This is a genomic window from Bacillus cereus group sp. BfR-BA-01347, assembly GCF_022663835.1.
Lineage (GTDB): Bacteria > Bacillota > Bacilli > Bacillales > Bacillaceae_G > Bacillus_A > Bacillus_A thuringiensis_K.
In genome coordinates this window covers 18,009-39,196 of record NZ_JAKUGG010000037.1, presented here as the reverse complement: position 1 = coordinate 39,196, position 21,188 = coordinate 18,009, and the positions used below count along the sequence as shown (strand labels likewise).

Genomic DNA, 21,188 nt, shown 5'->3' with positions numbered 1-21,188 from the left:
ATCTGGAACGAACTATAGCGGGAAATTCCAAGAAGCCCATGATGCCTCAAAGGCGAGTATTCAGAGTAGGATCTCGAATTTGGAGAGTGGTGGGGTTAAGGGTACGGGTGAAGTTTCTAATAGTAGTGAAAAATTAAGTAGAATAGAATACTTGCGTAATAAATATGGTCGATTTACTCCACGTAAATTAAATCATAGAATTAATTTACGTGGTGCTGTAGAAAAAGAGGTTGAAAGATTAAATACATTAGGGCTAACCAAAAACGAAATGGGTTCAGCGGTTGCAGGAACATTTGATAAAAATACTGGAAAATATTATTTTGGAATTAACAATACTGACGGTGATATTCCAGTTACATTGCACCCAATTATTAGGAATCGGATAGAGAACATGCCTAGTAGTGTTAGAGATGGTTATAAATTTACGTATGGAGCAGGTTCCCACGCAGAGGTATACTCCTTGAATCAGGCATGGCATTACTTGCGAATCCCAACGCACAGCCAACAGATTTTATTACCCACGTCGTAAGATCTGGTAAGAAATTGAAACCGGCTGGTATGATGATGCCAACCTGTCCACATTGTAATTTTATTACTGAAGGATTTGAATTTAGTTCAGAGGTGAGAAAAATTGGAAAATAAGATGGATGTATTAAGTAAAGAATATGTATTAGAACAGGGTATAGATTTTGATGAGGAACTATGGTTTACCTCTTACAGCGATGAAGTGCTGGATAACCCAGAAGATGAAGATGGAAAACCTTTTACTGGATTAGCTTATGAGTTATATGAAAATGGGAATCTAGCGTATTACTGTTATTATAAGAATGGTTTTAAAGAAGGTAATTATGTTAAATTTCACCATAATGGGAAACTTAAATCTATAGATTACATGATAAAAGGACAAACAAGAGGTATAAGAAAAATTTGGTATGAAAGCGAAGAACTCAAATATGAAGGAACGTTTAAGTTTGGCGTTTGTTTAAAATATACTGAATGGGATAAACAAGGGAATATAATTAGGCAAAAAGTTGCTCCAACAAAAGAGGAATTAGGACTAATTACCCGATTATCTGATTGTGATGATAATGAATAATTTTGATGAAAAGAAATTAATACAAGAGTTTTCAAAAATCCAAAGTGAATTATCACCTAGAATTAAATTAGAAAATAATTTTCAAATAGAAGAGATACAATTTATCGCAGGGGTAGATTTGGCTTATTGGGATGTGAATAAGACTAAGTATGGTACATGTTGTATTGTAATCATTGATTATGGTACAAAGGAAGTTGTCGAAAAAGTATACAGTTATGGAGAAATACCAATCCCTTATATTCCAGGTTTCCTTGCATTTAGAGAGTTACCTTTAATAATAGAGGCAGTTAAAAAGCTAACAAAGCAACCAGATATATATATTTTTGATGGTAATGGATATTTACATTATCGTCACATGGGTATTGCTACTCATGCTTCCTTTCTTCTAAATAAACCAACCATTGGTGTAGCAAAAAGTTATCTTAAAATTCGAGATGTAGATTTTATTATGCCAGAGAATCTAAAAGGATCTTACACTGATATTGTAATAAATAATGAAGTCTATGGTCGAACTTTAAGAACGACCAAAAATGTTAAACCTATTTTTGTTTCTTGTGGGAACTGGATTGATTTAGATACAAGTACTGAAATTGTTATGAACTGTATTAATAATGAAAGTCGTTTACCTATTCCTGTTAGATTAGCAGATTTAGAAACACATAAAATGAGGAAGAAGTTAATGGAAGGATAAAATAGTGTATTCTATATTTATTAAGCAATAAATACAAGTAGAATACATTTATATAAACTTGTAAGTTTTACCTAGTATTTGTCACAACATGTAAAGGCTGTCGAACTGTTACTAAAAAACTTACAAATTAAATACTACTTAAAAACATATAAATTTAAAGCACTTGATTGTCTACGAAAGGCAACAAGTGCTTTTTTATAGATAGACAGGCTATAAAATTTTAAAAATTATTTTTGTGAATTAAGGCTAACCCAAATTACTGGTATTATATAATTGGAAATACATTAGCAAAAGGTGTGGACTCCGTAACCCCATTCGTAAAAGGTGTAGAAATACTGCCAGATGGAAGTGTCGCTAGAACTGGAACGAACTATAGCGGGAAATTCCAAGAAGCCCATGATGCCTCAAAGGCGAGTATTCAGAGTAGGGTCTCGAATTTGGAGAGTGGTGGGGTTAAGGGTACGGGTGAAAGTGGAATTCCTCCTAGGTACGGTGAGAGAAAGATTACAGATGAAGAATATAAAGCATTAAGAAAAAAACACCGACAGCAAAAATAAGAAAACAAGTAAATAAAGGCCACAATAAAAAGATAGAAATGGAAGATCAAGCTCTTCCTGGAAAAACTTTTATAGGCACACTAGAAGCAGATCATATTGTGCCTATGGACAGAATTGTAAGTGTGGATGGTTTTGGTAATTTAACAGAAAAACAACAGTTAGAAGTATTAAATAACCCAGAAAACTTTACAGGATTAAGTAAATCTGCAAATACTTCAAAGCAATCTAAATCGTATGAAGAATGGACACATTATAAAAAGGGAACACCAGATGAAATAGAAGTTAGTCCTGACTTTAGGAGTAAGATGATTACAAGAGAAAAACAGCTTGAAAGAATATTGCAAAAACAAATTGATGATTTTAACAAAGAATAATATAAAATAATATTAAAAAGGATGGGGAAAAATGAGTTCTAAGTTAGATATATTAAGAGAGTATAATGAAGATATTCAATTGATTAATGCAAATGAATTTAAGAATATAAATGCATCTTTAATTCCTGATTTATGGGTGGAAGTATTTAGTGAATATGATAGAGAAAAGAGAATCAAGAAAATTTTAAGTATATGGAAAAAATATGTAGATAATAATTTATCTAATACTATTGCTTACTTATCAGAATACCTTGAGGATATTGAACTGATGATAAGTGAGGACACCTATTCAATCTTGTATACAATAAAAAATCAAGGTGGAGAAGATTTATATTATGAAGGAAGAAATCCTAAAGATAGTTTTAATAATGAGGAATTAGAATCTTCATGGAGAGAAATTCCTGAATCTATTAGGGACTTTTATGAAAATGTTCATAATGGATTTTATGATTACACAAGTGAATCGATGGGATTGATGCCATTAGAAGCTATAACTTACTTTGGGGATGAAGACTTAGAGTGGGGGATTATAGATGAATTGGAAGAACCTATAAAGATTAATTTAAAAACATCTTTTGGATTCTTTAGTAATGGTATGGGGAGCTACATAGCTATAGATTATGAAAATTGTAAGAATAACAATGCTATTTTTTGGTCAGCTAAAAGTCAGCCTAAATATAATGTTCACTTTTGGAATTTTGTAGATGAATGGTTTGTTATCGGTTTTGAATAAAAGGGTTTTAAAATTTTGATACAAAGTCTATAAACTTAAAGAGATTTTTAGGTTTAGAAAACATTTCCCCCAATATGATTTAAAAGAATTATATAATGACACTTTATTACATCATCACATTGGTGGTGGAGGTCAAACTGTTGATGTACCCTCAAAGCTACATCCAGGTTTAGGGGGATTCATAATGCTGAGAAAAGCGCAGGAATTTGGGGAAATGACCAAAATATGCTGAACTATTAGAAAAGTAAGGGTGATTATTTTGGTAATGAAGGATGCTATGAGCAAATATTTTAATTTAAGAAAAGAATATTTTGATAAAGGGTTAGATTTTTTATTTAAAACGCCATATAACGAAGAAGTGGATTCATTTATATATATAGGTGAAATGGATGATGAAGAAGAAATTTCATGGAAACCTATTGAAAAAAATAATAAGAATGATTTAACGACGATTGAGGAAAAATTTGAAATTAAATTGCACACTTCAATTGATTATTATTTTAATTCTTATTGGTTTGCTGATTTAGATGGATTTATTGATAATCATTATATTAGGTTAGAACCTGTATTACCAAATATTGAATTGGATTCCTTCGAAAGTAATTTAGAAGGGTATAAAAACAATCATAATAAGGTTGATAAGACTCCAATAGGTGTAGAAGGGAACGGTTTGATAGTTGTGTTAGATAATGTAAGTGGTAAGGTTGAATTGGAGGGTTTTGAACGAGGTTCGTTTGAAGCGCTTTCGGATAGTCTAGATGAGTTAATTTCTAATTTAAAGTTACAAAAATAATATACTAAGAACATTTATATGAAAAAATGTCTGATATGAAGTGTAGACCGAGTGTTAGATACAATTGGACTGCAGTATTTTATAGAAAGATATGATTAAGATCAAGCTAAGACCTACAAAATTTATGCTATTTAAAAAACATATGAAATTAATGCACTTGATTGTCTACGAAAGGCAACAAGTGCTTTTTTTATACATAGGCATTTTATAAATTTAATTATTTTTAAGAATTAAGGCTAACATATATTGGTAGTATTATATAATTAAAAATAAACTAGCGAAATATTTCGATAATAAACCTTCTTTCATTAAAGGGGTAGAAGTATGAATTAATGAAATTGTAAAAGGAAGTTCTTGTGGCCTGTAAGGAGGGTATTCAGTATGCAGAGTAGAACCTCGAACTTGGAAAGGTGTGTTGTTAAGGGAACAGGTAGTATTGTAAAAGAAGTAGCTTCAAAAAACTGTTACCAAGAGAAGGTGACATAGGAACGTATAAAAATCTAAATAAAGCAGGATCGGTTAGCTCAAATAAATGCTGGTTAAAGGAAAAGAACTTGAAAGAAAGATACAAAAACAGATTAACGACTTTAATAAACAATGAAAAATGGGAGATGGATAGTAGATGGATCAAAAACTTACTTATTTAAAAAGGTACAATAAAAATGTTCGAATATTAACAATCGATGAAATTAGTAGACTGGGTGATAATGAGATACCAATTGAATGGAGAGAACTGTTTTATAATGACGATATTAAAGGGCGAATTGATTTACTTCTGAACATATGGGGGAGAAATGTAGGGACTGAATTACGGAATACGATCTCTTATCTAAATAAACATCTAACAAATGTTGAAATTCTGGATGTAGAAGGAGCTTATTCGATTTTATACACAATAAGAAATTCCAAAGGAGACATATTATATTACGAAGGGTGTAATCCTCAAAAGGGACAAAAAAACATAGAATTAGAGGATGCATGGGATAAAATACCTGCTTCAATTCGAAGCTTTTATGAAAATGTTCATGATGGATTTTATTACTATGCGAGTGAATCAATGGGCTTAGTTCCACTTGAATTAGTAACATATCTTGGGGACGAGGATATTGAATGGAGTATTATTGATGATTTAGAAGAGCCTATAAAAATCAACCTAGATTCATCGTTTGGCTTTTTCACTAATGGTATGGGGAGTTACGTAGCTATAGATTACAATAATTGTATTGATAACACTGCTACCTTCTGGTCTGCAAAATTAAAGCCTAAATATAATATCGATTTTTGGGGTTATGTAGATGAATGGATTGTAATTGGCTTTGAAGCGTAACTAGGTAAAGGTGTTTTTATTATAGTATTTGTCCACGAGAACGACAAACATCTTGGTGATAAGGTTTAAATTATAAAATTACCATGTTTAGTAAACTTTCATGAGTGTGCTCCATAGGGTACGAGTAATGTACTTAAAGACTATTATTAAGATGCAAATGGAAAATGGCATCGACCTAATGAGGAATACGCCTGGGAATGGCTACAATATGGGTAGAGAAGTAAATAGAAAGAATGGAAAATTCAATTTCATCAAAAATCCGTACAAAAAGTGATGGTGAACTAGAATTTATGGCAAGTGATAATAAATGGTATCCTCTAGATCAAGCAGATCTGGCTCATTTAACTGATTCAGTTTCATGGTGGAATAGTACATACAGGTAGATATTATGGAGCGGAGTCCCCAGAGGTTAGAGAATGGATGTTAGACTCCAATAATTATGTATTAGATCATGATAGTTTAAATCGATTCGCAGGTACAAAGTTAAATGAAAATTACTTGCCACCAAATAAATAATTATTGGGAGGATTTATATTGGAACTCAACGATCAAGTGTATGACCAAATTGTGAGGTTATGTAACGAAGGAGATGCTTTTGTTGAAAAAGGAAAAGATGATAAAGCAATAGAGAGCTATATCGCTGCTCTGGATTTGGTTCCGTTACCGAAGACCGATTGGGAAACAAGTACATGGATTTATACAGCATTAGGAGATACTTATTTTTTAAATCGTGAGTATGAGAAAGCGAAAAGTAATTTATATAATGCACGAAACTGTCCGGATGGTATTTCAAATCCATTTATTTTACTGAGACTTGGAGAGAGTTTATTCGAGTGCGGGGAGCTTGATAAAGCTAGAGAGTATTTGCTAAGAGCATATATTTTAGAAGGCTATAAACTCTTTTTTAATGAGGATGATAAGTATTTTGAATTGATTAAGGATATGATTTGAGGAGGGTAAATATGGCTATTTTACAATCACATATAAAAGAAGAATTCGAAAGTCTTTTGGAAAAAAGCAATGAAGAATTCAATAATGGTAACTATAATGACTCTATTGTGTTATTAGAAGAGGCATGGGATATAATCCCTGACCCTAAAGGTATTTATTGTGAAGAGAGTTACCATTTAGTTAAGGATATTATCTCCACTTGTTTTATGGTAAATGATTTAAAAAAAGCAAAGGAGTGGGCAGATAAAATATTTTTAACTGGATTTGCACGTATAGATTCTGGTGATAAGGAATTTATTGCAGGAAAAGTTTCTTTTGAATTAGGTGATTTAGAAACCGCAAAAGAATTTTTTAGTATTGCCAATAAAAAATCAGAAGGTAGATGCTTTGGGAATCCGAAGAATACTAAGTATCTGAAAGTTTTAAAAAGTTAAAGGTTTAGCTGCGTAAAAAGAATTTAAGAAGCTGATTACATTATATCTGAAACAGTATGCCTGATTTATTACCATTAGAACATAGAAAAATTGGAAAGGAGGATTAATATGGAAAGTCCAGGAGCTGTTTCTCTTTGGTTTGGAAGTTGTACTAGCAAAATGGTGTTAAGAAAGTATGTAGAAATAAAATATGATAATGAGGGGAACAGAATCCCTTCGCGTTTTATGACTGGTTTTCAAATAGATTTCATTGAGTATAACCAAGACTTATTAGAATGTACATATAATGAACATGTTACATCTTCTTTGTCTGAATTACTACAGAATGCTTCGTATTCTGAATCAATTATAAGTGAACTTATAGAATTTTATGGTGAAAATTTAGAAGAACAATACAATACTATCATTCGGTTATATGATTTTGAATATGAAGAACTTGTTGAAGAAGCAAAACTGGATGGTAGAAGCCTGAAGTATATGGGATCGGTAATTTATGAAGATTAGAAGTTTAATGTAATAATAGGGATGGAGTAAAAATGACAATGATACAATTTAATTCTTATCATCAAAAAGTAGAGGTAAAGAGAAATTTAGAACTTATGAACTTAGAGCATAAAAAAATTAGAGAGTATGTGAATTTTGATGTATGTTCTTTTGAGCAATTAGATGAATTTCAAGTAGGATACAGCATTGACACCGACGGAAACTCCCTTGTAACCGATGAGGAAGATACTTGGGATGCAAATTGGATTGTTATTGCATATGAAACTATGTGTGGAGATCCAATTATTATTGACTTAAGTGAGGAAGGATACCCTATATCTTCACTCATGCACGGAATGGATAGTTGGAGTGGTGGTGATTTTCTTGCAGATTCCATGGAATCATTTATTAATTTTATGAAAGATATAGGTGATTTTCTAACTGAGAAACAAGTGTTAGAAGGTAAAAGAATGATACTAACTAAAGAATTGGATATATTGTTAAATGAGTTTTTAGAAAGAAATAAATTTACTGATTTTGAAATATGGCACTCTTTATTAAGTCCATTATTTGATATCGCAGAAGAATATGAGCAAACAATGGAGAGAAAAGTAAAAAAGATGAAGGAAGAAGGAAAGAAAATAACGGAAATTGCCCACATGCTTAATATAAAACCTAAAGAAGTGTATGAGTATATTAAGAAAGTTTAATAATGCCTCTTTACTTTAGCGAGAACAATCAGGCACTATGATGGAGCGATACATGCAGAAAATGCTCGAATTTTTATAAAGCCGAAACAAAAATTTGCTGGAGAAGAATCCATTTTGATCAATCTTTTTTCAAAATAGATTCTTTTTATTTATCGTAAAACCTAGGATTAAGAGTTGTTTTTGATTAGACTTTAGGGCATTGGGGTTTCGAGGCAGCTCTGCATGAGTAAAGATACTTATAAAAAATCAATGAAATTCAAAAGAATATCCATAAGTGAATACAGTATGGAGAATGGGAACGAAGGACGACGGGAAAGGTGGCTACAGGGATGAAGTATGGTAAAAATACTAAGTTAGTTGAGGAAGTTATCGAGTATATACAAAAAAGAAGCTTATTTGATAGGAATGATATAAAGTTACATGAATTATTACATGACATTGAAATGATTCATGATTTTGATAAAGCACAGGAATTGGCTTGGTCTCAAGATTTGGACGTTACCCAAATCGTTTGGGATGATATGAAATCGGATGAAAGTGCAAAATTATTAGAAGGAACTTATAACCCTAATATGGAATCAAAAAAAGATATGTTATATGAAGTTTTTTCTGATAACTATAATTATTATCAGGAGTTTATTTCTATTGATTATATAAATATTCTCGAAGAAGTAGAAAGAGACCTTGAGATGTGTGCAATAAATCGTTTAGTAAATGGAAAAGTAGATAATTTTTATGAAAAGGTATTTAAGGTATATAAAATGGGAGGATGGCCTTGTGGATGGAAAGGTGAGTACATGAAAGGGAAAATGATTGTCTACTTACCAAATGAAAAATGAAGGCTTACATACCGACATACTTTATAAATTTAATGAACTCTATTGTGAAACGATTATAGAGAGATGACAGGCAATACGTTTAAATATCTTGATAGTTTAGGAGGGAATATTAAATGATTAATCTATCTAATATTCCAGATTTGATAGAAAAGTCGGCAGCGAGTGATATTGAAATTCAAGCAGTAGAAAATCGCATGAATGTTACATTACCTAATGTATATAAGGAATTATTGAGATGTGCAAATGGCTTTTCAATAGGTGGTGGGTTACTTATTTATGGTACGGAGCATATTGCAGAAAGGAACGAGGTTTGGGAAATAGATGAGTATGCGAGGGGATATGTCTCAGTTGGTGATGATGGTGGGGGGAATGTATTTTTAATGGCTCAACATGCAGAGGAAAAAGAGGTGGTAGTAATTGATTCTGGGGACATGAATCCAAGCCATGCTACTGTAATTACCGCTGATTTTAAAAAATGGGTGAATAGTGGTTGTGTAAGTGAAATAGAACAGAAAACGATAAATAAGTCGTCTGATTTATGTAATATAGTGTTAGTGAAAACTCCTAGTGAAGGTTTGAAAGATTTAATAAGAATAAAGAACGTATTAGGGCTTGAGATTTCCGCAATTGATTTGCTAAAGGGTTCAAAAAATCTTCCTTATATATTAGTAGAGAGATTTCCATACGGGAAGGCGAAAAAACTCATTGAAAAATTAGCAATTGATAGTATTATACTGAGTATAGAAACGACTGGAAAAAACAGTTAATGTTAGAGGGGAACTTTCATACGATTAGAGAAATCCATATGGATCCAAGAGAGTAAATGGGGAGGGTTAAAAATGATTATAAATGATGCAGTTTTTGGTGAGATTGAGTATACATATGGATGGGGTAAGGACATTACCGTTGAATTTTGTGGAAAAGAAGTTGAAATAGCCTTGATAGTAAAAGGTGAAGAAGACGGTAAGTTTGATGAAGGACAATATACTGCTTATAATTCATTATTGCAAAATTGGGAACAATTGCAGCAAAGTTTTTTACAAGCGATTTTAGACTATTACAAGCAAGAGCGTCAACAATTAGGATATGATATTGGATTTAATGAAAATTATCCGCATATCGAAACAATTGATCAATTACTTAAGAGGATCACTTTAGTTGGAATTGTAGTCCCATATGGAGATATTCATGAAGAACGAGATATTGGGATAACTTTCGATTGTACGTGGGATACAGAGAATGGATTAGGAATACGTTTACTAAATGAAAAAGTAACTGAAGTGGGGTATCAAGATGTTGCTATTTGAATTTTAATCTAAGGAGTGAAAAAGTAATATGAAAGAATTTGAGGAAAGGTTTAGTGAATTGCAAGCTGATATGGTATCCATATGTATGGAATATGTTGGAAATAGAGCTGATAAAGTATATGTGTATGTTTCATGTGAAGAAGATATGATTTCTAGTAGTTTCTTTTATTTCATTAACAATAAGTATGTAGAGTGTCACAAGGTTAATGATGCATTGAAAAATGGAGAAAAAAGATATGATGTATCTCCAGAACGAATGTTTCAGGTTCTACAAATTATAAGTGAAGATATCGAAAGAATTGAAATGTTATGCAAAGAATACGAAAAAGATATGCCAACTGAGATGAAATTAATATACGATGCTAAGAGTGGTAAGTTTAAAGCTGAATATGAGTATGATTTAATTCATACAAACGATGATATAAAAACGGCTAATGATTTTGCTGATGAGTGGTTTGAGAAAGTGAAAAATAATAACCTTTAAAAGGGGTACAGTAATAGTTATATCTTAGTGAAATAGATAATGAGTGGGAGTAGAAAATGGAGAAATCAGTATTAGAAAAAATAGAATTAGTTAAGGATATTTTAGGTAATGATCCATTTTGTTTGCTTATTGGTGAAATTATAGAGGTAGAAAAAACGGATGAAAAATTAGAAGAAGGCCCTTTGAAAGATTATAATTTTGTTATAAAAAAATATGAAATGTTGAACGGTGGAGTAATTACTATATATGGTCATCTAAAACGCGAAAGTATTCAATTTTATACGGAGGACATGCCAGGTGGTGCTGATAAGTGGATTTGTATAGGGAAAATTGAAAGATATCCATTGTTTATTAATAAGGTGAATGGAGAAGTTTCTTGTTTGTATGGAGATTTAATTAATCAAAATTTTATTATTGAGTTATATGGTGATTTTAATAATTTCTTACAACATTATTATGCAGGAAAAAGATATTGTGAATTAGGTAATAAGTTTGTTCAATTTGGAGGAATTAGTGAAACCGTAGGAAGCAAAGAGGATGATTGGTATCAGTTATTAGAAAGTAATGGTTTATTATGATAGATTAATTGAACGTATTATGAACATAATGATGTGAAAATATGTGGAAAATTATAATAATGATGATATGAAAAGGTGGAGAAGTCAATGGATTTTAATGAGGGAATATCAACTTTATATAAAATGCGTTTTCTAGAGAATGAAGGGGATGATATTGAAGTTTTTGAGAGTATTCTCAATGAATTAGCGAATAAAGGGACAAATGATATAATTCCTGATCTTTGTATAATTTTTGATGATGATATTGCTGAGCCATCAGCGGGTGACTACCTTATTGAAACGATTTTTTATATTGCTGAACATTCCGGGCGAGAGGAAGGGCTATACAAATTAGCTATTAGTATTCCTAAAATGTTACCTCATGCAGAATTCTGGGCGGAAAGAATTCATCGGACACTTTTACATTCAAAAGATTTAGTTGTATCGTATATGAATGTTTTAGAAAATATAAATAGTTCAACAAAGCAAATAATTAAAGGGATTCTTCTTGAGATAAAAGAGGACGACCCAGATTTATATTTAGAAAAAGGAAATTCAATCTTAGAGAAATTGTGATAAGGGGATACTATGAAAAAGAACCACATATTCAGTATCATTTGACTTTAATCGAGAGAATACTTGTAAATAAAATAGAATTCAGCCTTTTTTCTAGTATAAGGGGGGATAGTTTGTGGGAAAAGATGAAATTGCAAACTTATTAGACAGTATGTTAGATAAAGAATTAGAGGGTTTAGATTCCCCTTCAGATAATGATTGGAGGGAACTGGAGAAAAAATTTGGATGTCAATTTCCTAAAGAATTTAAATGCTTTATTGAACTAATGTCTGAATATGTATTTCCAGGGGATATTTTAAATGTTTCTAGTGGTAAAACGAACGGAAATGATACTATTGAATTTATTTATGATTATGAAATGAAAGAAGGTTTTTGGAAAAACGAACTAATCCCTTTTTATAGTATAGGTAATGGAGATTACTTTTGTCTTCATTCAAAAGAGGGCCAGCAAACGGGAGTTTACTTTTATTTTCATGAAGAACATGGTGTAACTAAGGAAGCGGATAATTTTGAAGAATGGTTAAATCGATTACCAACCTATTTGAATTAATAACTAAAGATAGATTTGTATTCTAGAAGTTAATTCTTGTATTAAACTATAAATTTTTTGAAACTCTTCAATAAACTCTACTCAAAGTATGGAGGGAAATAAATGTCATTAGAAAAAAAGATATTTATTTTAAAAAGAATACGTTTTCTGGATCATGAAGATGATAGTATTGAGCTATTTGAGGAAATCTTAAATGAAATATTGCAAATGGCAGATAATAAAGTAATTATTGATTTGTGCAGTGTATTTCATGATGAAATAGATGAACCTTCGATTGTTGGTGATTTAATTGAATCGATTTTTTATATAATCGAAAAAAATGGAGTTGAAGATGGTTTAAATAAAATTATTGAAGGGATAAGCATTGTTTTGCCACAAGCTAAATATTGTGCTAAAAGATTCTATAGAAGTCTTCTAGCCTCAGATGATTTTATTATTCCATTTATTAATGTATTGAAGAAGGCTAAAACTACAAATAAAGAAGGCGTTATTAAAATTTTGAAAGAAATAAGTGAGAAACAACCACAACAATATTTTGAAAAAGTTGATTTGATTTGTAAAGAGGTTATTTAATACTTTAATTATAAAATAACTCGAAAGTTTGCATGTAGGATCATGAAAATCGCTTTAATATGTTTCATTAAAATATCAATCTAGATAGATTATATGGTTAATACTAGCTAGAGTGGCTTCGGAAAATATTTGAATAGCACGCCAAAAGCAATGGGCAATTTGAAACCAATCCTTGTAATGGGGCGTACTATTGAGGATTACTTTGTGTAATTCTAGCCTAAAAAAGGATTGAATATTTATTAGAAGGTGAAGTTATGTGGAGAGAGAAGATTAGTCATATATCCAAAATAAGAGAGAAACGAAATCGAAAATTCAATTTACCTATCAACGAAAAGGAGTTATCAAAATTTCGTAAATCTGTAGTAGAAAAATTTGGTGAAGATGTCCTGCCACAGCAGTACTATGAATTTTTAAAAACAGTTAATGGAATTGAATTTAATGGATTAATAATATATGGGATTGACCAAAGTTTTTTAGATTTTAAGCCAATAAATCAGGTAGATAGTTTTTTTGATGCTAATGAAATATGGGAATCAATTAAAGAAGAAGATGAACTGATTTTTTTCGGAGATTCAGATATAGCTTGGTATTGTTATAATGTTTCCAAGAAGAAATTTGTTGAACTAGACAAGCCTTCAGGCGAGCATATGGAAACTTTTTGCGATTTTGATACTATGCTTAAATCTGCTCTCTCAGCAGCACTTAGCTAAATGTATCGTAGTCAATGTCTAACTGTTTAATCTAGATGAAAATAGTGCAGGGGGATTCTATGGAAAGTAAGGGAAAAGCGATAAAAATCTATGATTTCATTAAAAAAGGGGGTATAGAACAAGCGAAAGAGATCATTATTACTGATAAAGGTGTGCTTGATTTTGTAACGCCTTATGGAACGTGGCTACATGCTGCGGCTAGAGCTGGTGAACTGGATATGATAAAATTTCTTGTTGAATCTGGTATGGATATTAACCTTAATGAAGGTGTACCAAAGTCAGCGCCTATTGCACATGCAGCTAGTGAAGGTGAAATTGGTATTGTAGAGTACTTATTTGATAATGGTGCAATATTAGATGTTAGTGATCCAAATAGAAATCCTCTATTCTCAGCGATTTATGGTGGGCATCTTAATATTGTAAAGTATCTTGCTCAGAATGGTATTGATAGTACTGTAAAGTATACAGGGGATACTATGAAAGAGGAGAAGTAGAAATTGCTGAATATTTAAAAATGTACATTTGAGATGGAAGCCATATATTGATGTAATAGAAAAGTTGAAAACTAATGATCATATTAATTTAATTATCCAATTCATTTAAAAGGAGAAATTTATATGGACAGCAAATCTGAGATCAAGAGATTATATAGTTGTAGATTTTTAAAAAATCAATCGGAATGTGAAGAGTTTGACAGTGTATTAGAAAACTTAGCAGATTGTGATGATGAGAAGCTTATTAAAGAGTTGTGTATAGTATTTGAGGATGAAACACAAGAGGAAGAAGTTATGTTTGGTCTAGTTCATTTTATTGAAGATTTTGAAATGGGAAAATATCTAACAGAGATGCCTAAAGCTTTACCAAAAATGGTTGAGAGTGCAAAAGAGTGGGCAATGCTACTAAACATAAGAATTTTAAATAATGATTTATATAGAAGTGAGTATGCTAAAGTACTTGTAGGAATGAATCATGATATACAACTAACGATAATTAATTTACTTAATGAAATTATTGCTGATAACCCTAAAAGATTTGAGAGGACTGCCAATGAGGTTCTTAGTCAATTACAAGGAGTTCATAAAAATAAATAAGAATTGTAGAACTACTGTATTATAGATAAAACTAAGAATACCCTAGCGAAGAGCTAGGGTGTTTGTGTTATATAGTTTCACCATATGCTTCCGAATTAGGAGCAGGAGTAATCAACGAACCTTTTGTAGCGTTTCCTATAATAGAATGAAAGTGTTTAACGCTTAAATATAGGAAGAAAAACAATTAAGCTTTTATTTTATTTAAAATGGATACTCTATTAGTAGTGAATAATAAATAATTTTGTTTTACTGTCTTAATTAAAATACGATCAGTTGTACCATATGCTGTTCCAATTCGGATTGCGCTTTTTTCTTCAACACCAGCATATGTATTATCTTCCGTTACCTCAGTGATTTCACATAATGGAATATGAATTTTAGAGAATTGCCATGAAATAATTAGTTCATCTTTTGTTTTTTCAACATGAATACCTAACATGTTACCAGAACCTTTCTATAATAAAATTTCGCTCGTACTATTTTATTATACAAATTTACAGATTATATTTCTATTTTTTTACAGAGAGTATACAATTAACAACGAGAAAATGTTCATTATTACTTTCATCCCTATTATAACGAATTCTACAATAGAAAACAGAACGTATATTTGGTATAATCGAAATATACTATATGAAACGATGTACATGAGTTTGAGATTTTTGAAAAAGGTAAGTAATACATAATAATACATACGCTATAGGATTCAGTTCATGTTATACAAATCAATCGTTAGAAAGGAAAAGAAGTATGAATCAAATTTCATTCGAAGATTTATTTGAAGAAGAAAACAAACCAGAAAAGGTGGAGATAGCTGAGATTCCCGTACCTTTATCGCCCTTACAAAAGGACATTTTAGAATTAATTAATTCTGAAGAAATAAGTGCACTTGAGTTATGCGAACAATTAATACGAGCTGGTAAAATATCAGATGAAAGATTCACAACGAATAAGCCTAAAGCATATGGGCAAGTATGCTTACTATTAGAAGGGTTTGTTAAAGAAGAAAAGCTTATTTTTGTCAAAAGTGATGAGAAAAGAGATAGAGTATATAAATTGAAAGACGAAGGTTCTAACGAATAAAATGTATAAAGTATGGTAATGAAATAAGGAAGTCCTCATATTTGTGTTGAAAGATTATTTTCACATAAGCGTGGGGATTTTTTTGAGGGAGGATGTATGAAAGATTGGGAGTATAATGAATTATTTCATGCAATTCGGGAGGCGTATGAAGAGTTATTAGATGAAGAGAGAGGGTATCGATATGCTATAGCAAAACTAGCGGATGAATTTGATAATTTAGGAAAGATTGAAGATGTTATCGTTGATACTGCCATAGGAGAAATAGCAGTCAATCATCATATGGTTTTTGTTGGGCGTATTAAAGGTATAACAAAGAGGCTAAGTATGTTTAACCTTCAAGAGGCAGAAGGTGAATTGACAGTAGAGGAAATAAAAGATTTATCGATAAGAATAAATAATGTAATAGAAGGGCTAAAAAATGTAAAGAGTGATTATAAATCTTCGGTTGAATAATTCATGTTCCTGCCAATATAAGAGACATAGCTAAACAAGAGAATAGAAATTGCTGCATACATAAAACGTAAGATGGATGAGAGATAATAAAGGTTGGAAAAGGAATAAGACTAAAATAAAGAGATTAATAGGCATATGGTTATCAAATATGAAAAAATTATCTTATAGATAGTTAAATGGCTATTACTATATTACAAATAACCAACTTTTGTTTTATTTTTATAGGAAAACAAAAGAGTAATCGTAAAGACTACTCTTTTGTTTTCTTTTCTTCCTTTTCAATTTCGGAAACAGATTTTTCAGGGTCTTTTATAAGTTTTCCTAGTTCTCCAGAACGTGAAAATTTATCTTCGAAGTTTTCTGTAGTACTGATACTAGCATCAAACCATAGATCTTTATCATCATTTATATATCCTTCTATAGACGGAATTCCCATTGGACTTATTTTATGTTCTATAAATGTAATCGATTTAACATCCTGAATATTATAACGAATATACTTTTCTACACGTGCTTCTTGTACTTTCCAAAACTTTTCTTCTATTTCTTTATCTTTTAAGTATTCCAAAGAAAAAAATCCTCCTGCTATGAGCACCAAAGCAGATACAATCAAAATAACTACTTTCTTCATTAGAAATTCCCCTTATAAAAAACTTACCATTACATTCTTCTTAAAATGGGATAGGGAAGACAAGAGTAGTGCAGAGACTATTCTTATTTCTTTTCTTTCTCTTCCTTTTCAATTTCGGATACGGATTTTTCAGGGTCCTTTATAAGTTTTCCTAATTCCGCAGAACAGTCAAATTTATCTTCGAAATTTTCAGTAGTACTAATACGAGCTACAAAATCTAATTGTTGGTTATTATTTATATACCCTTTTAGTCTAGGAATGCCCATAGGACTAGTTTCACGTTCTGTAAATGTAATAGATTTCACATCTTGAATATTGTAATGAATATACTTTTCTACCCGTACTTCTTGTGCTTTCCAAAACTTTTCTTCTATTTCTTTATGTTTTAAGTATTCCATTGTAAAATACCCTCCTGCTATAATACAAATAATGGATAAAATAATTACCAATTTTTTCTTCATGAAAGATCCCCTTATATTTCAATATAGTTAAAATATACCATGAAATGAGTTGAAACATATGAGTGAATTTAAAAAGAATGCAATTGCGACAGAGGAAGATTATTTCGATTTATCAGATGCCGTTTATGATGATCGAACTTTACATAAAGGAGCAGAAATAAAAGGACATAATAAAAGATGGGTAGTTATAGAATCAATAGATGCAGATTGTCAAAAAGTGAAAAATGGATTACAAGCTATTGCAGTGGTGCCGAAAAATGATTATAAAGAGAATAAAACTCACTATGAAACTATAGTATTTGCATTTCGTGGAACAGAGCCTAAGCAATTAGCAGATTTCGAAACAGATATCGATCAAATTACGTTTGGAATTAAAACACATTCTAAAGTAATTACTCCAAGTAATAGTCAAACAGTAAAACCAGATTTTGCAACATCTTTTAATACCGGATTGGAATGGGTAGATAAAGTAAATGAAACATATCAGCCAACTTATGTGCATGCTACAGGGCATAGTAAAGGAGGCGCAGAAGCTGATTATGTTGCTTCGGAACGGAATTTTTATGCAACTACATGGGCTGCACCAAATCCTTATCGTTTGCTAAGTCCTGAAGCAAAAAAACGAGTAGATAGAGGGGAAATGGAAAACAAAGCTACGGATTATACACATGAGAATGATCCAATTGGTAACCATACTCAATTCGGTGCGCCTCTAATTGGTAAGCAATTTACAGTGAGACAGAACGATACAAAAGAAGATTTTTTTACACGTTTAACTATGGAAGGACACGGCAGAGATACATTTAGAGGAACATTTCATTCAAATGGAAGTCCCCTATTAAAATTAGAGCCTGAAGATATTATAAGACAAGCACAAAAAATTCAATTGCTCAGTAATCGATTATCAGATATCGCAAAAAATATAGAAGAGTTTCAAAGAAGAGAAGCTGAAGCGGTTAAAAAGTTGAAGAGTCAATTAAAATATGAAACAGGGCCAGGTGGGAAATATCATCTATTAGAAGCATACGAAATAGATGAAGCCATCTCACGAATTGCCAAAACGAAAGAAGGTGGAAATGACTATTTTCACGATGTACACATAGCAGAAGAATTAATTCATCTTTTAAGAAAAGAACAAAAAAGTTTAAGTAGATTTGGGGACGAAATTAGTGATGCAGCAAATTCACTTAGGGATAAAGATAATCAATTAGCAGGGAATTTTCAGTTTAGATAAGGAGATAATTATATGATGGATTTTATGGGGGAAATTAAAAAGATAGAAAAGCAAATCGAAAGTGTTACAGGAGATTTAGCGGATCAGGTTGTTGAGGAGTTACAAGCTGCTAAAAAACAGATTGAAAGAGAAATGCAGCGTATGATGTTAAAAACAGAAGTAGGGTTTAAATCAATAGACATTATAAAAGAAGATACATATGCTCTTCAAAAAAACATAGGGGCATTTCATGAATTACAAACAAGTCTAAGAGATATAGCAGCAGAATTAGAGAAAAGTTTTGAAAGTAAAACTGGCAGTAAAATCAATGAAGAATTAAAGAAATATGAAAAACAAATTAACAACAACATTTTTAATGAACATGTTCACTTAGCAAACAGTTGTGGTAAAAAATAAGAGAAGAAGAAAAAACTAAAGATAGTTTCTATTGCTTTAATTTACTGAAAGAGATGCACTGTGTAAATGTGGGGTTTGGATTGAACAGAAAAGTGTGTCTGGTGATAAGTTATATGAATGAATAGATAATACAAATTATATAGAAATATATGAGCTCGTTGAAGGTGAGAGTGAATTAAGGGGAAAGGCTAAAGAAGGAAAATTTTGAAAAAGTGTATTTGGGAAATGCAAATTTATCAGAAGTAAATGCTAGAAGTGCAGATTTAACAGATGTGAATTTTACTGGTGCTAAACTTGACGGAGTAGTTTGGAAGGGAGCAAAGATAGAAGGAGCCAAGTTTGAAGGAAGTATGAAAAAGCAAATATGAAACATGGTGAGAAGTAAATGAATTTTAAACACTTAAAGGCCTATGATGGATAGCATACGTTATAAGCAAATATTAGAAAAATCCTCTCATTGTATATAGAAATTACATAATAAAAATAGAAGTATATTACGATAAAAACTTACTTTTACATAACAGACTTAACCATTAGCTAATATCGTAAAGGAGGATTGAAAATGTTAAATGGTGTGTTAACGAAGGAGTATATAATACAGAATGGCCTTGAGTTTGAAGAGTGTTTAGAATATGGGGGACCTTATGGGCTAGGAATAGTAGAGTGTGCAGATGATGGTAAAGAAAAATTGTTTACTGGCTTAGCTTATGATGTTTATGAGAATGGAAATATAGAATGTTATTTCTATGTAGAAAATGGTGTTAAACAAGGAGAGTATGTGGAGTTGTATATGAATGGAAATATAAAAAGAATCAGCAATATGAATAGAAGTGCGGTTGAAGGCTACCATGTTGAATTTTTTCAAAACGGAATGAAGAAGCATGAGTCTGAATGTATTGCGGGACGTGAAATGACTTTTAAAAAATATGATGAACAAGGGAATATTGTAGAACAAAAAATAGAACCCACTGAATTCGATATATTATATGCGGAAAAATTCAGTAGCGGTTTAAACAAGTAAGAAGCACTATATTAAAAATATTGAAGATTAATAAAATAACGAATTATAATTCGATTGGGAGATAGTCGTAGAAAGATATATAGGAAATGTGAAGAGGTATCGAAATATAGAAGTATGTTTATGGCGCGAATAAACAAATATAAATGAGAAAAAGACTTGAGGAGATTCAGTGGGGTGGTAGGAGATGAATAAAGTAGAATGGAGATCACCAGATAAGCCTTTATTGCGAGAAAATGTAAAGAATGTGGAAAAGGAGTTGGGCATTCATTTTCCTTTAGATTATATAGAATGTGTAATGAAGAATAACGGAGCACATGTTAGCCCAGAAGTATTTGAAATTGAGGGGAAGAGAAAAGTTTTTGGTACATTACTAACTTATGATATGGATGATGATGAAAATATTATTGAGGTATTCTATGACTACAATGACACATTACCGAGTGCATTGGTGCCATTCGCATTTGATCCAGCAGGAAATTTAATTTGCTTTGATTATAAAAATCATGAAGAAGATCCAATTGTCGTCTTTTGGGAACATGAGGAGGCATGGGAAAAGGAAACATTGATGGAAAGCGAAGGGATTACGGCTGAGGAAGCAGAGGAAGTAGCGAGAGAAAATGTATTCTATATTGCTAATGATTTTACGGAGTTTTTAAATAAGTTACATGATTAATAGTGGGAAAGGGATTTAAACTTATTTGGCTGTGATAAAGCAAATAAAAGGAGTAGTAAAATGAAACCGAATTATTTTACAATCGCAATGTATCCGACTGTAGCATTTAACGAGGAAGAGATATTGAATCGTCTTCTAGATGTATTTGAGTCAAACGAAAAATCCGCTCCTACTCATTGGGGAAACTGTGAAACGGTGCAGGTAGAATATAATCGCCAGGAAATCGTAGAAAAAGTAATTTCGGAGCGTAGAGTGTCTGAAGTTCACCTCTATCATGATAAAATGACGGGTTATATTCACTTAAGAATATAACCCTATTTATTAGAACCAGTAGTATATAAGGAGATTATTCTACGAGTTATATACAAATATTAGACGAGGAATATTTGACGCTGTAAAA

Annotated in this window: 33 protein-coding genes and 2 pseudogenes; 32 read left to right on the top strand and 3 right to left on the bottom strand. The window is 31.3% G+C overall.

Annotated features, from left to right (window positions below):
* From MR143_RS30615 to MR143_RS30500, 24 genes and pseudogenes are all read left to right on the top strand, one after another.
* Nucleotides 1-529, top strand: a 529-nt coding sequence (locus MR143_RS30615) for a YwqJ-related putative deaminase (RefSeq protein WP_242281240.1), incomplete at its 5' end; no start/stop codon positions are given.
* 114 nt (nt 530-643) lie between these two features.
* The gene (locus tag MR143_RS30610) at nt 644-1,096 is read left to right on the top strand and encodes a toxin-antitoxin system YwqK family antitoxin (RefSeq protein WP_050552468.1); all 453 of its coding nucleotides are present in this window, start codon (nt 644-646) and stop codon (nt 1,094-1,096) included.
* The gene (locus MR143_RS30605; protein ID WP_033690210.1) at nt 1,089-1,787 is read left to right on the top strand and encodes an endonuclease V; all 699 of its coding nucleotides are present in this window, start codon (nt 1,089-1,091) and stop codon (nt 1,785-1,787) included. Before MR143_RS30610 ends, MR143_RS30605 begins: the two co-directional genes overlap by 8 nt.
* Nucleotides 1,788-2,068: 281 nt before the next feature.
* A pseudogene (locus MR143_RS33350) lies at nt 2,069-2,263 on the top strand (DNA/RNA non-specific endonuclease); the annotation flags it as partial.
* 119 nt (nt 2,264-2,382) lie between these two features.
* Complete coding sequence (locus MR143_RS30595) at nt 2,383-2,718, top strand: hypothetical protein (protein WP_002181358.1); 336 nt, start codon at nt 2,383-2,385, stop codon at nt 2,716-2,718.
* 31 nt (nt 2,719-2,749) lie between these two features.
* Complete coding sequence (locus MR143_RS30590; protein WP_151522566.1) at nt 2,750-3,451, top strand: SMI1/KNR4 family protein; 702 nt, start codon at nt 2,750-2,752, stop codon at nt 3,449-3,451.
* Between the two features lie 43 nt (nt 3,452-3,494).
* A complete protein-coding gene (locus tag MR143_RS30585; RefSeq protein WP_225989072.1) occupies nt 3,495-3,683 on the top strand; it encodes a hypothetical protein in 189 nt (62 codons plus the stop codon).
* Nucleotides 3,684-3,728: 45 nt separating this feature from the next.
* Nucleotides 3,729-4,244 carry a SecY-interacting protein Syd gene (locus tag MR143_RS30580; RefSeq protein WP_002181361.1) on the top strand — a complete coding sequence of 172 codons (516 nt, stop codon included), beginning with the start codon at nt 3,729-3,731 and terminating at the stop codon, nt 4,242-4,244.
* A 622-nt stretch (nt 4,245-4,866) separates the two neighbouring features.
* Nucleotides 4,867-5,571 carry a hypothetical protein gene (locus tag MR143_RS30575; RefSeq protein ID WP_000372269.1) on the top strand — a complete coding sequence of 235 codons (705 nt, stop codon included), beginning with the start codon at nt 4,867-4,869 and terminating at the stop codon, nt 5,569-5,571.
* 534 nt (nt 5,572-6,105) lie between these two features.
* On the top strand, nt 6,106-6,522 hold the full coding sequence (locus MR143_RS30570; protein WP_000422367.1) for a tetratricopeptide repeat protein: 417 nt from the start codon (nt 6,106-6,108) through the stop codon (nt 6,520-6,522).
* An 11-nt stretch (nt 6,523-6,533) separates the two neighbouring features.
* A complete protein-coding gene (locus MR143_RS30565; RefSeq protein ID WP_000996343.1) occupies nt 6,534-6,956 on the top strand; it encodes a hypothetical protein in 423 nt (140 codons plus the stop codon).
* 108 nt (nt 6,957-7,064) lie between these two features.
* Nucleotides 7,065-7,460: an immunity 22 family protein gene (locus MR143_RS30560; protein WP_000445622.1), complete on the top strand. Its 396-nt coding sequence runs from the start codon at nt 7,065-7,067 to the stop codon at nt 7,458-7,460.
* Between the two features lie 32 nt (nt 7,461-7,492).
* On the top strand, nt 7,493-8,149 hold the full coding sequence (locus MR143_RS30555; RefSeq protein WP_000177844.1) for an SMI1/KNR4 family protein: 657 nt from the start codon (nt 7,493-7,495) through the stop codon (nt 8,147-8,149).
* Between the two features lie 329 nt (nt 8,150-8,478).
* Nucleotides 8,479-8,988, top strand: coding sequence for a hypothetical protein (locus tag MR143_RS30550; protein WP_000873543.1), 510 nt, complete (start codon nt 8,479-8,481; stop codon nt 8,986-8,988).
* 113 nt (nt 8,989-9,101) lie between these two features.
* Nucleotides 9,102-9,755, top strand: a complete 654-nt coding sequence (locus MR143_RS30545; protein ID WP_000609231.1) for an SMI1/KNR4 family protein — start codon at nt 9,102-9,104, stop codon at nt 9,753-9,755.
* Between the two features lie 72 nt (nt 9,756-9,827).
* Nucleotides 9,828-10,295, top strand: coding sequence for a DUF2004 domain-containing protein (locus tag MR143_RS30540; protein ID WP_000585111.1), 468 nt, complete (start codon nt 9,828-9,830; stop codon nt 10,293-10,295).
* Between the two features lie 28 nt (nt 10,296-10,323).
* The gene (locus MR143_RS30535) at nt 10,324-10,779 is read left to right on the top strand and encodes an immunity protein YezG family protein (RefSeq protein ID WP_242281239.1); all 456 of its coding nucleotides are present in this window, start codon (nt 10,324-10,326) and stop codon (nt 10,777-10,779) included.
* A gap of 56 nt (nt 10,780-10,835) precedes the next feature.
* Nucleotides 10,836-11,357 carry a hypothetical protein gene (locus MR143_RS30530; RefSeq protein WP_000415785.1) on the top strand — a complete coding sequence of 174 codons (522 nt, stop codon included), beginning with the start codon at nt 10,836-10,838 and terminating at the stop codon, nt 11,355-11,357.
* A gap of 87 nt (nt 11,358-11,444) precedes the next feature.
* Nucleotides 11,445-11,912: an Imm30 family immunity protein gene (locus tag MR143_RS30525; RefSeq protein ID WP_000347044.1), complete on the top strand. Its 468-nt coding sequence runs from the start codon at nt 11,445-11,447 to the stop codon at nt 11,910-11,912.
* Nucleotides 11,913-12,027: 115 nt separating this feature from the next.
* Nucleotides 12,028-12,462, top strand: a complete 435-nt coding sequence (locus MR143_RS30520; RefSeq protein WP_000513843.1) for an SMI1/KNR4 family protein — start codon at nt 12,028-12,030, stop codon at nt 12,460-12,462.
* A 102-nt stretch (nt 12,463-12,564) separates the two neighbouring features.
* Nucleotides 12,565-13,035, top strand: coding sequence for an Imm30 family immunity protein (locus MR143_RS30515; protein ID WP_000051084.1), 471 nt, complete (start codon nt 12,565-12,567; stop codon nt 13,033-13,035).
* 254 nt (nt 13,036-13,289) lie between these two features.
* The gene (locus MR143_RS30510; protein ID WP_000267972.1) at nt 13,290-13,745 is read left to right on the top strand and encodes a YrhA family protein; all 456 of its coding nucleotides are present in this window, start codon (nt 13,290-13,292) and stop codon (nt 13,743-13,745) included.
* Between the two features lie 59 nt (nt 13,746-13,804).
* Nucleotides 13,805-14,271: pseudogene (locus MR143_RS30505) on the top strand (ankyrin repeat domain-containing protein).
* Between the two features lie 91 nt (nt 14,272-14,362).
* Nucleotides 14,363-14,836 (top strand): Imm30 family immunity protein, encoded by a 474-nt coding sequence (locus tag MR143_RS30500; RefSeq protein WP_000377534.1) that lies wholly within the window; start codon nt 14,363-14,365, stop codon nt 14,834-14,836.
* A gap of 184 nt (nt 14,837-15,020) precedes the next feature.
* On the opposite strand, the gene MR143_RS30495 is transcribed toward MR143_RS30500, so the two are convergent.
* The gene (locus tag MR143_RS30495; RefSeq protein ID WP_000900619.1) at nt 15,021-15,275 is read right to left on the bottom strand and encodes a SunI/YnzG family protein; all 255 of its coding nucleotides are present in this window, start codon (nt 15,273-15,275) and stop codon (nt 15,021-15,023) included.
* Between the two features lie 311 nt (nt 15,276-15,586).
* Between MR143_RS30495 and MR143_RS30490 the strand changes: the two genes are divergently transcribed.
* Together MR143_RS30490 and MR143_RS30485 are read left to right on the top strand one after the other, a co-directional pair.
* Complete coding sequence (locus MR143_RS30490) at nt 15,587-15,919, top strand: DUF3895 domain-containing protein (RefSeq protein ID WP_001071917.1); 333 nt, start codon at nt 15,587-15,589, stop codon at nt 15,917-15,919.
* 96 nt (nt 15,920-16,015) lie between these two features.
* Nucleotides 16,016-16,372 (top strand): Imm3 family immunity protein, encoded by a 357-nt coding sequence (locus MR143_RS30485; RefSeq protein WP_000656082.1) that lies wholly within the window; start codon nt 16,016-16,018, stop codon nt 16,370-16,372.
* A 250-nt stretch (nt 16,373-16,622) separates the two neighbouring features.
* Here the strand turns inward: MR143_RS30485 and MR143_RS30480 are convergent, their stop codons facing one another.
* Both MR143_RS30480 and MR143_RS30475 read right to left on the bottom strand, forming a co-directional pair.
* The gene (locus tag MR143_RS30480) at nt 16,623-17,003 is read right to left on the bottom strand and encodes a DUF1433 domain-containing protein (RefSeq protein ID WP_000758187.1); all 381 of its coding nucleotides are present in this window, start codon (nt 17,001-17,003) and stop codon (nt 16,623-16,625) included.
* Between the two features lie 83 nt (nt 17,004-17,086).
* Entirely contained in the window at nt 17,087-17,464 is a 378-nt protein-coding gene (locus MR143_RS30475; protein ID WP_000728328.1) for a DUF1433 domain-containing protein, read from the bottom strand.
* A gap of 58 nt (nt 17,465-17,522) precedes the next feature.
* Here MR143_RS30475 and MR143_RS30470 point away from each other — a divergent pair, with 58 nt between their 5' ends.
* From MR143_RS30470 to MR143_RS30445, 6 genes are all read left to right on the top strand, one after another.
* On the top strand, nt 17,523-18,698 hold the full coding sequence (locus MR143_RS30470) for a hypothetical protein (RefSeq protein WP_001288641.1): 1,176 nt from the start codon (nt 17,523-17,525) through the stop codon (nt 18,696-18,698).
* A 12-nt stretch (nt 18,699-18,710) separates the two neighbouring features.
* Complete coding sequence (locus MR143_RS30465) at nt 18,711-19,094, top strand: hypothetical protein (protein WP_000968638.1); 384 nt, start codon at nt 18,711-18,713, stop codon at nt 19,092-19,094.
* A 212-nt stretch (nt 19,095-19,306) separates the two neighbouring features.
* Complete coding sequence (locus tag MR143_RS30460; protein ID WP_002181367.1) at nt 19,307-19,462, top strand: pentapeptide repeat-containing protein; 156 nt, start codon at nt 19,307-19,309, stop codon at nt 19,460-19,462.
* Nucleotides 19,463-19,656: 194 nt separating this feature from the next.
* Complete coding sequence (locus tag MR143_RS30455) at nt 19,657-20,115, top strand: toxin-antitoxin system YwqK family antitoxin (RefSeq protein WP_000931843.1); 459 nt, start codon at nt 19,657-19,659, stop codon at nt 20,113-20,115.
* Nucleotides 20,116-20,299: 184 nt separating this feature from the next.
* On the top strand, nt 20,300-20,788 hold the full coding sequence (locus MR143_RS30450; RefSeq protein ID WP_001044973.1) for an SMI1/KNR4 family protein: 489 nt from the start codon (nt 20,300-20,302) through the stop codon (nt 20,786-20,788).
* Between the two features lie 60 nt (nt 20,789-20,848).
* A complete protein-coding gene (locus tag MR143_RS30445) occupies nt 20,849-21,100 on the top strand; it encodes a hypothetical protein (protein WP_000804108.1) in 252 nt (83 codons plus the stop codon).
* Nucleotides 21,101-21,188 lie beyond the last annotated feature (88 nt).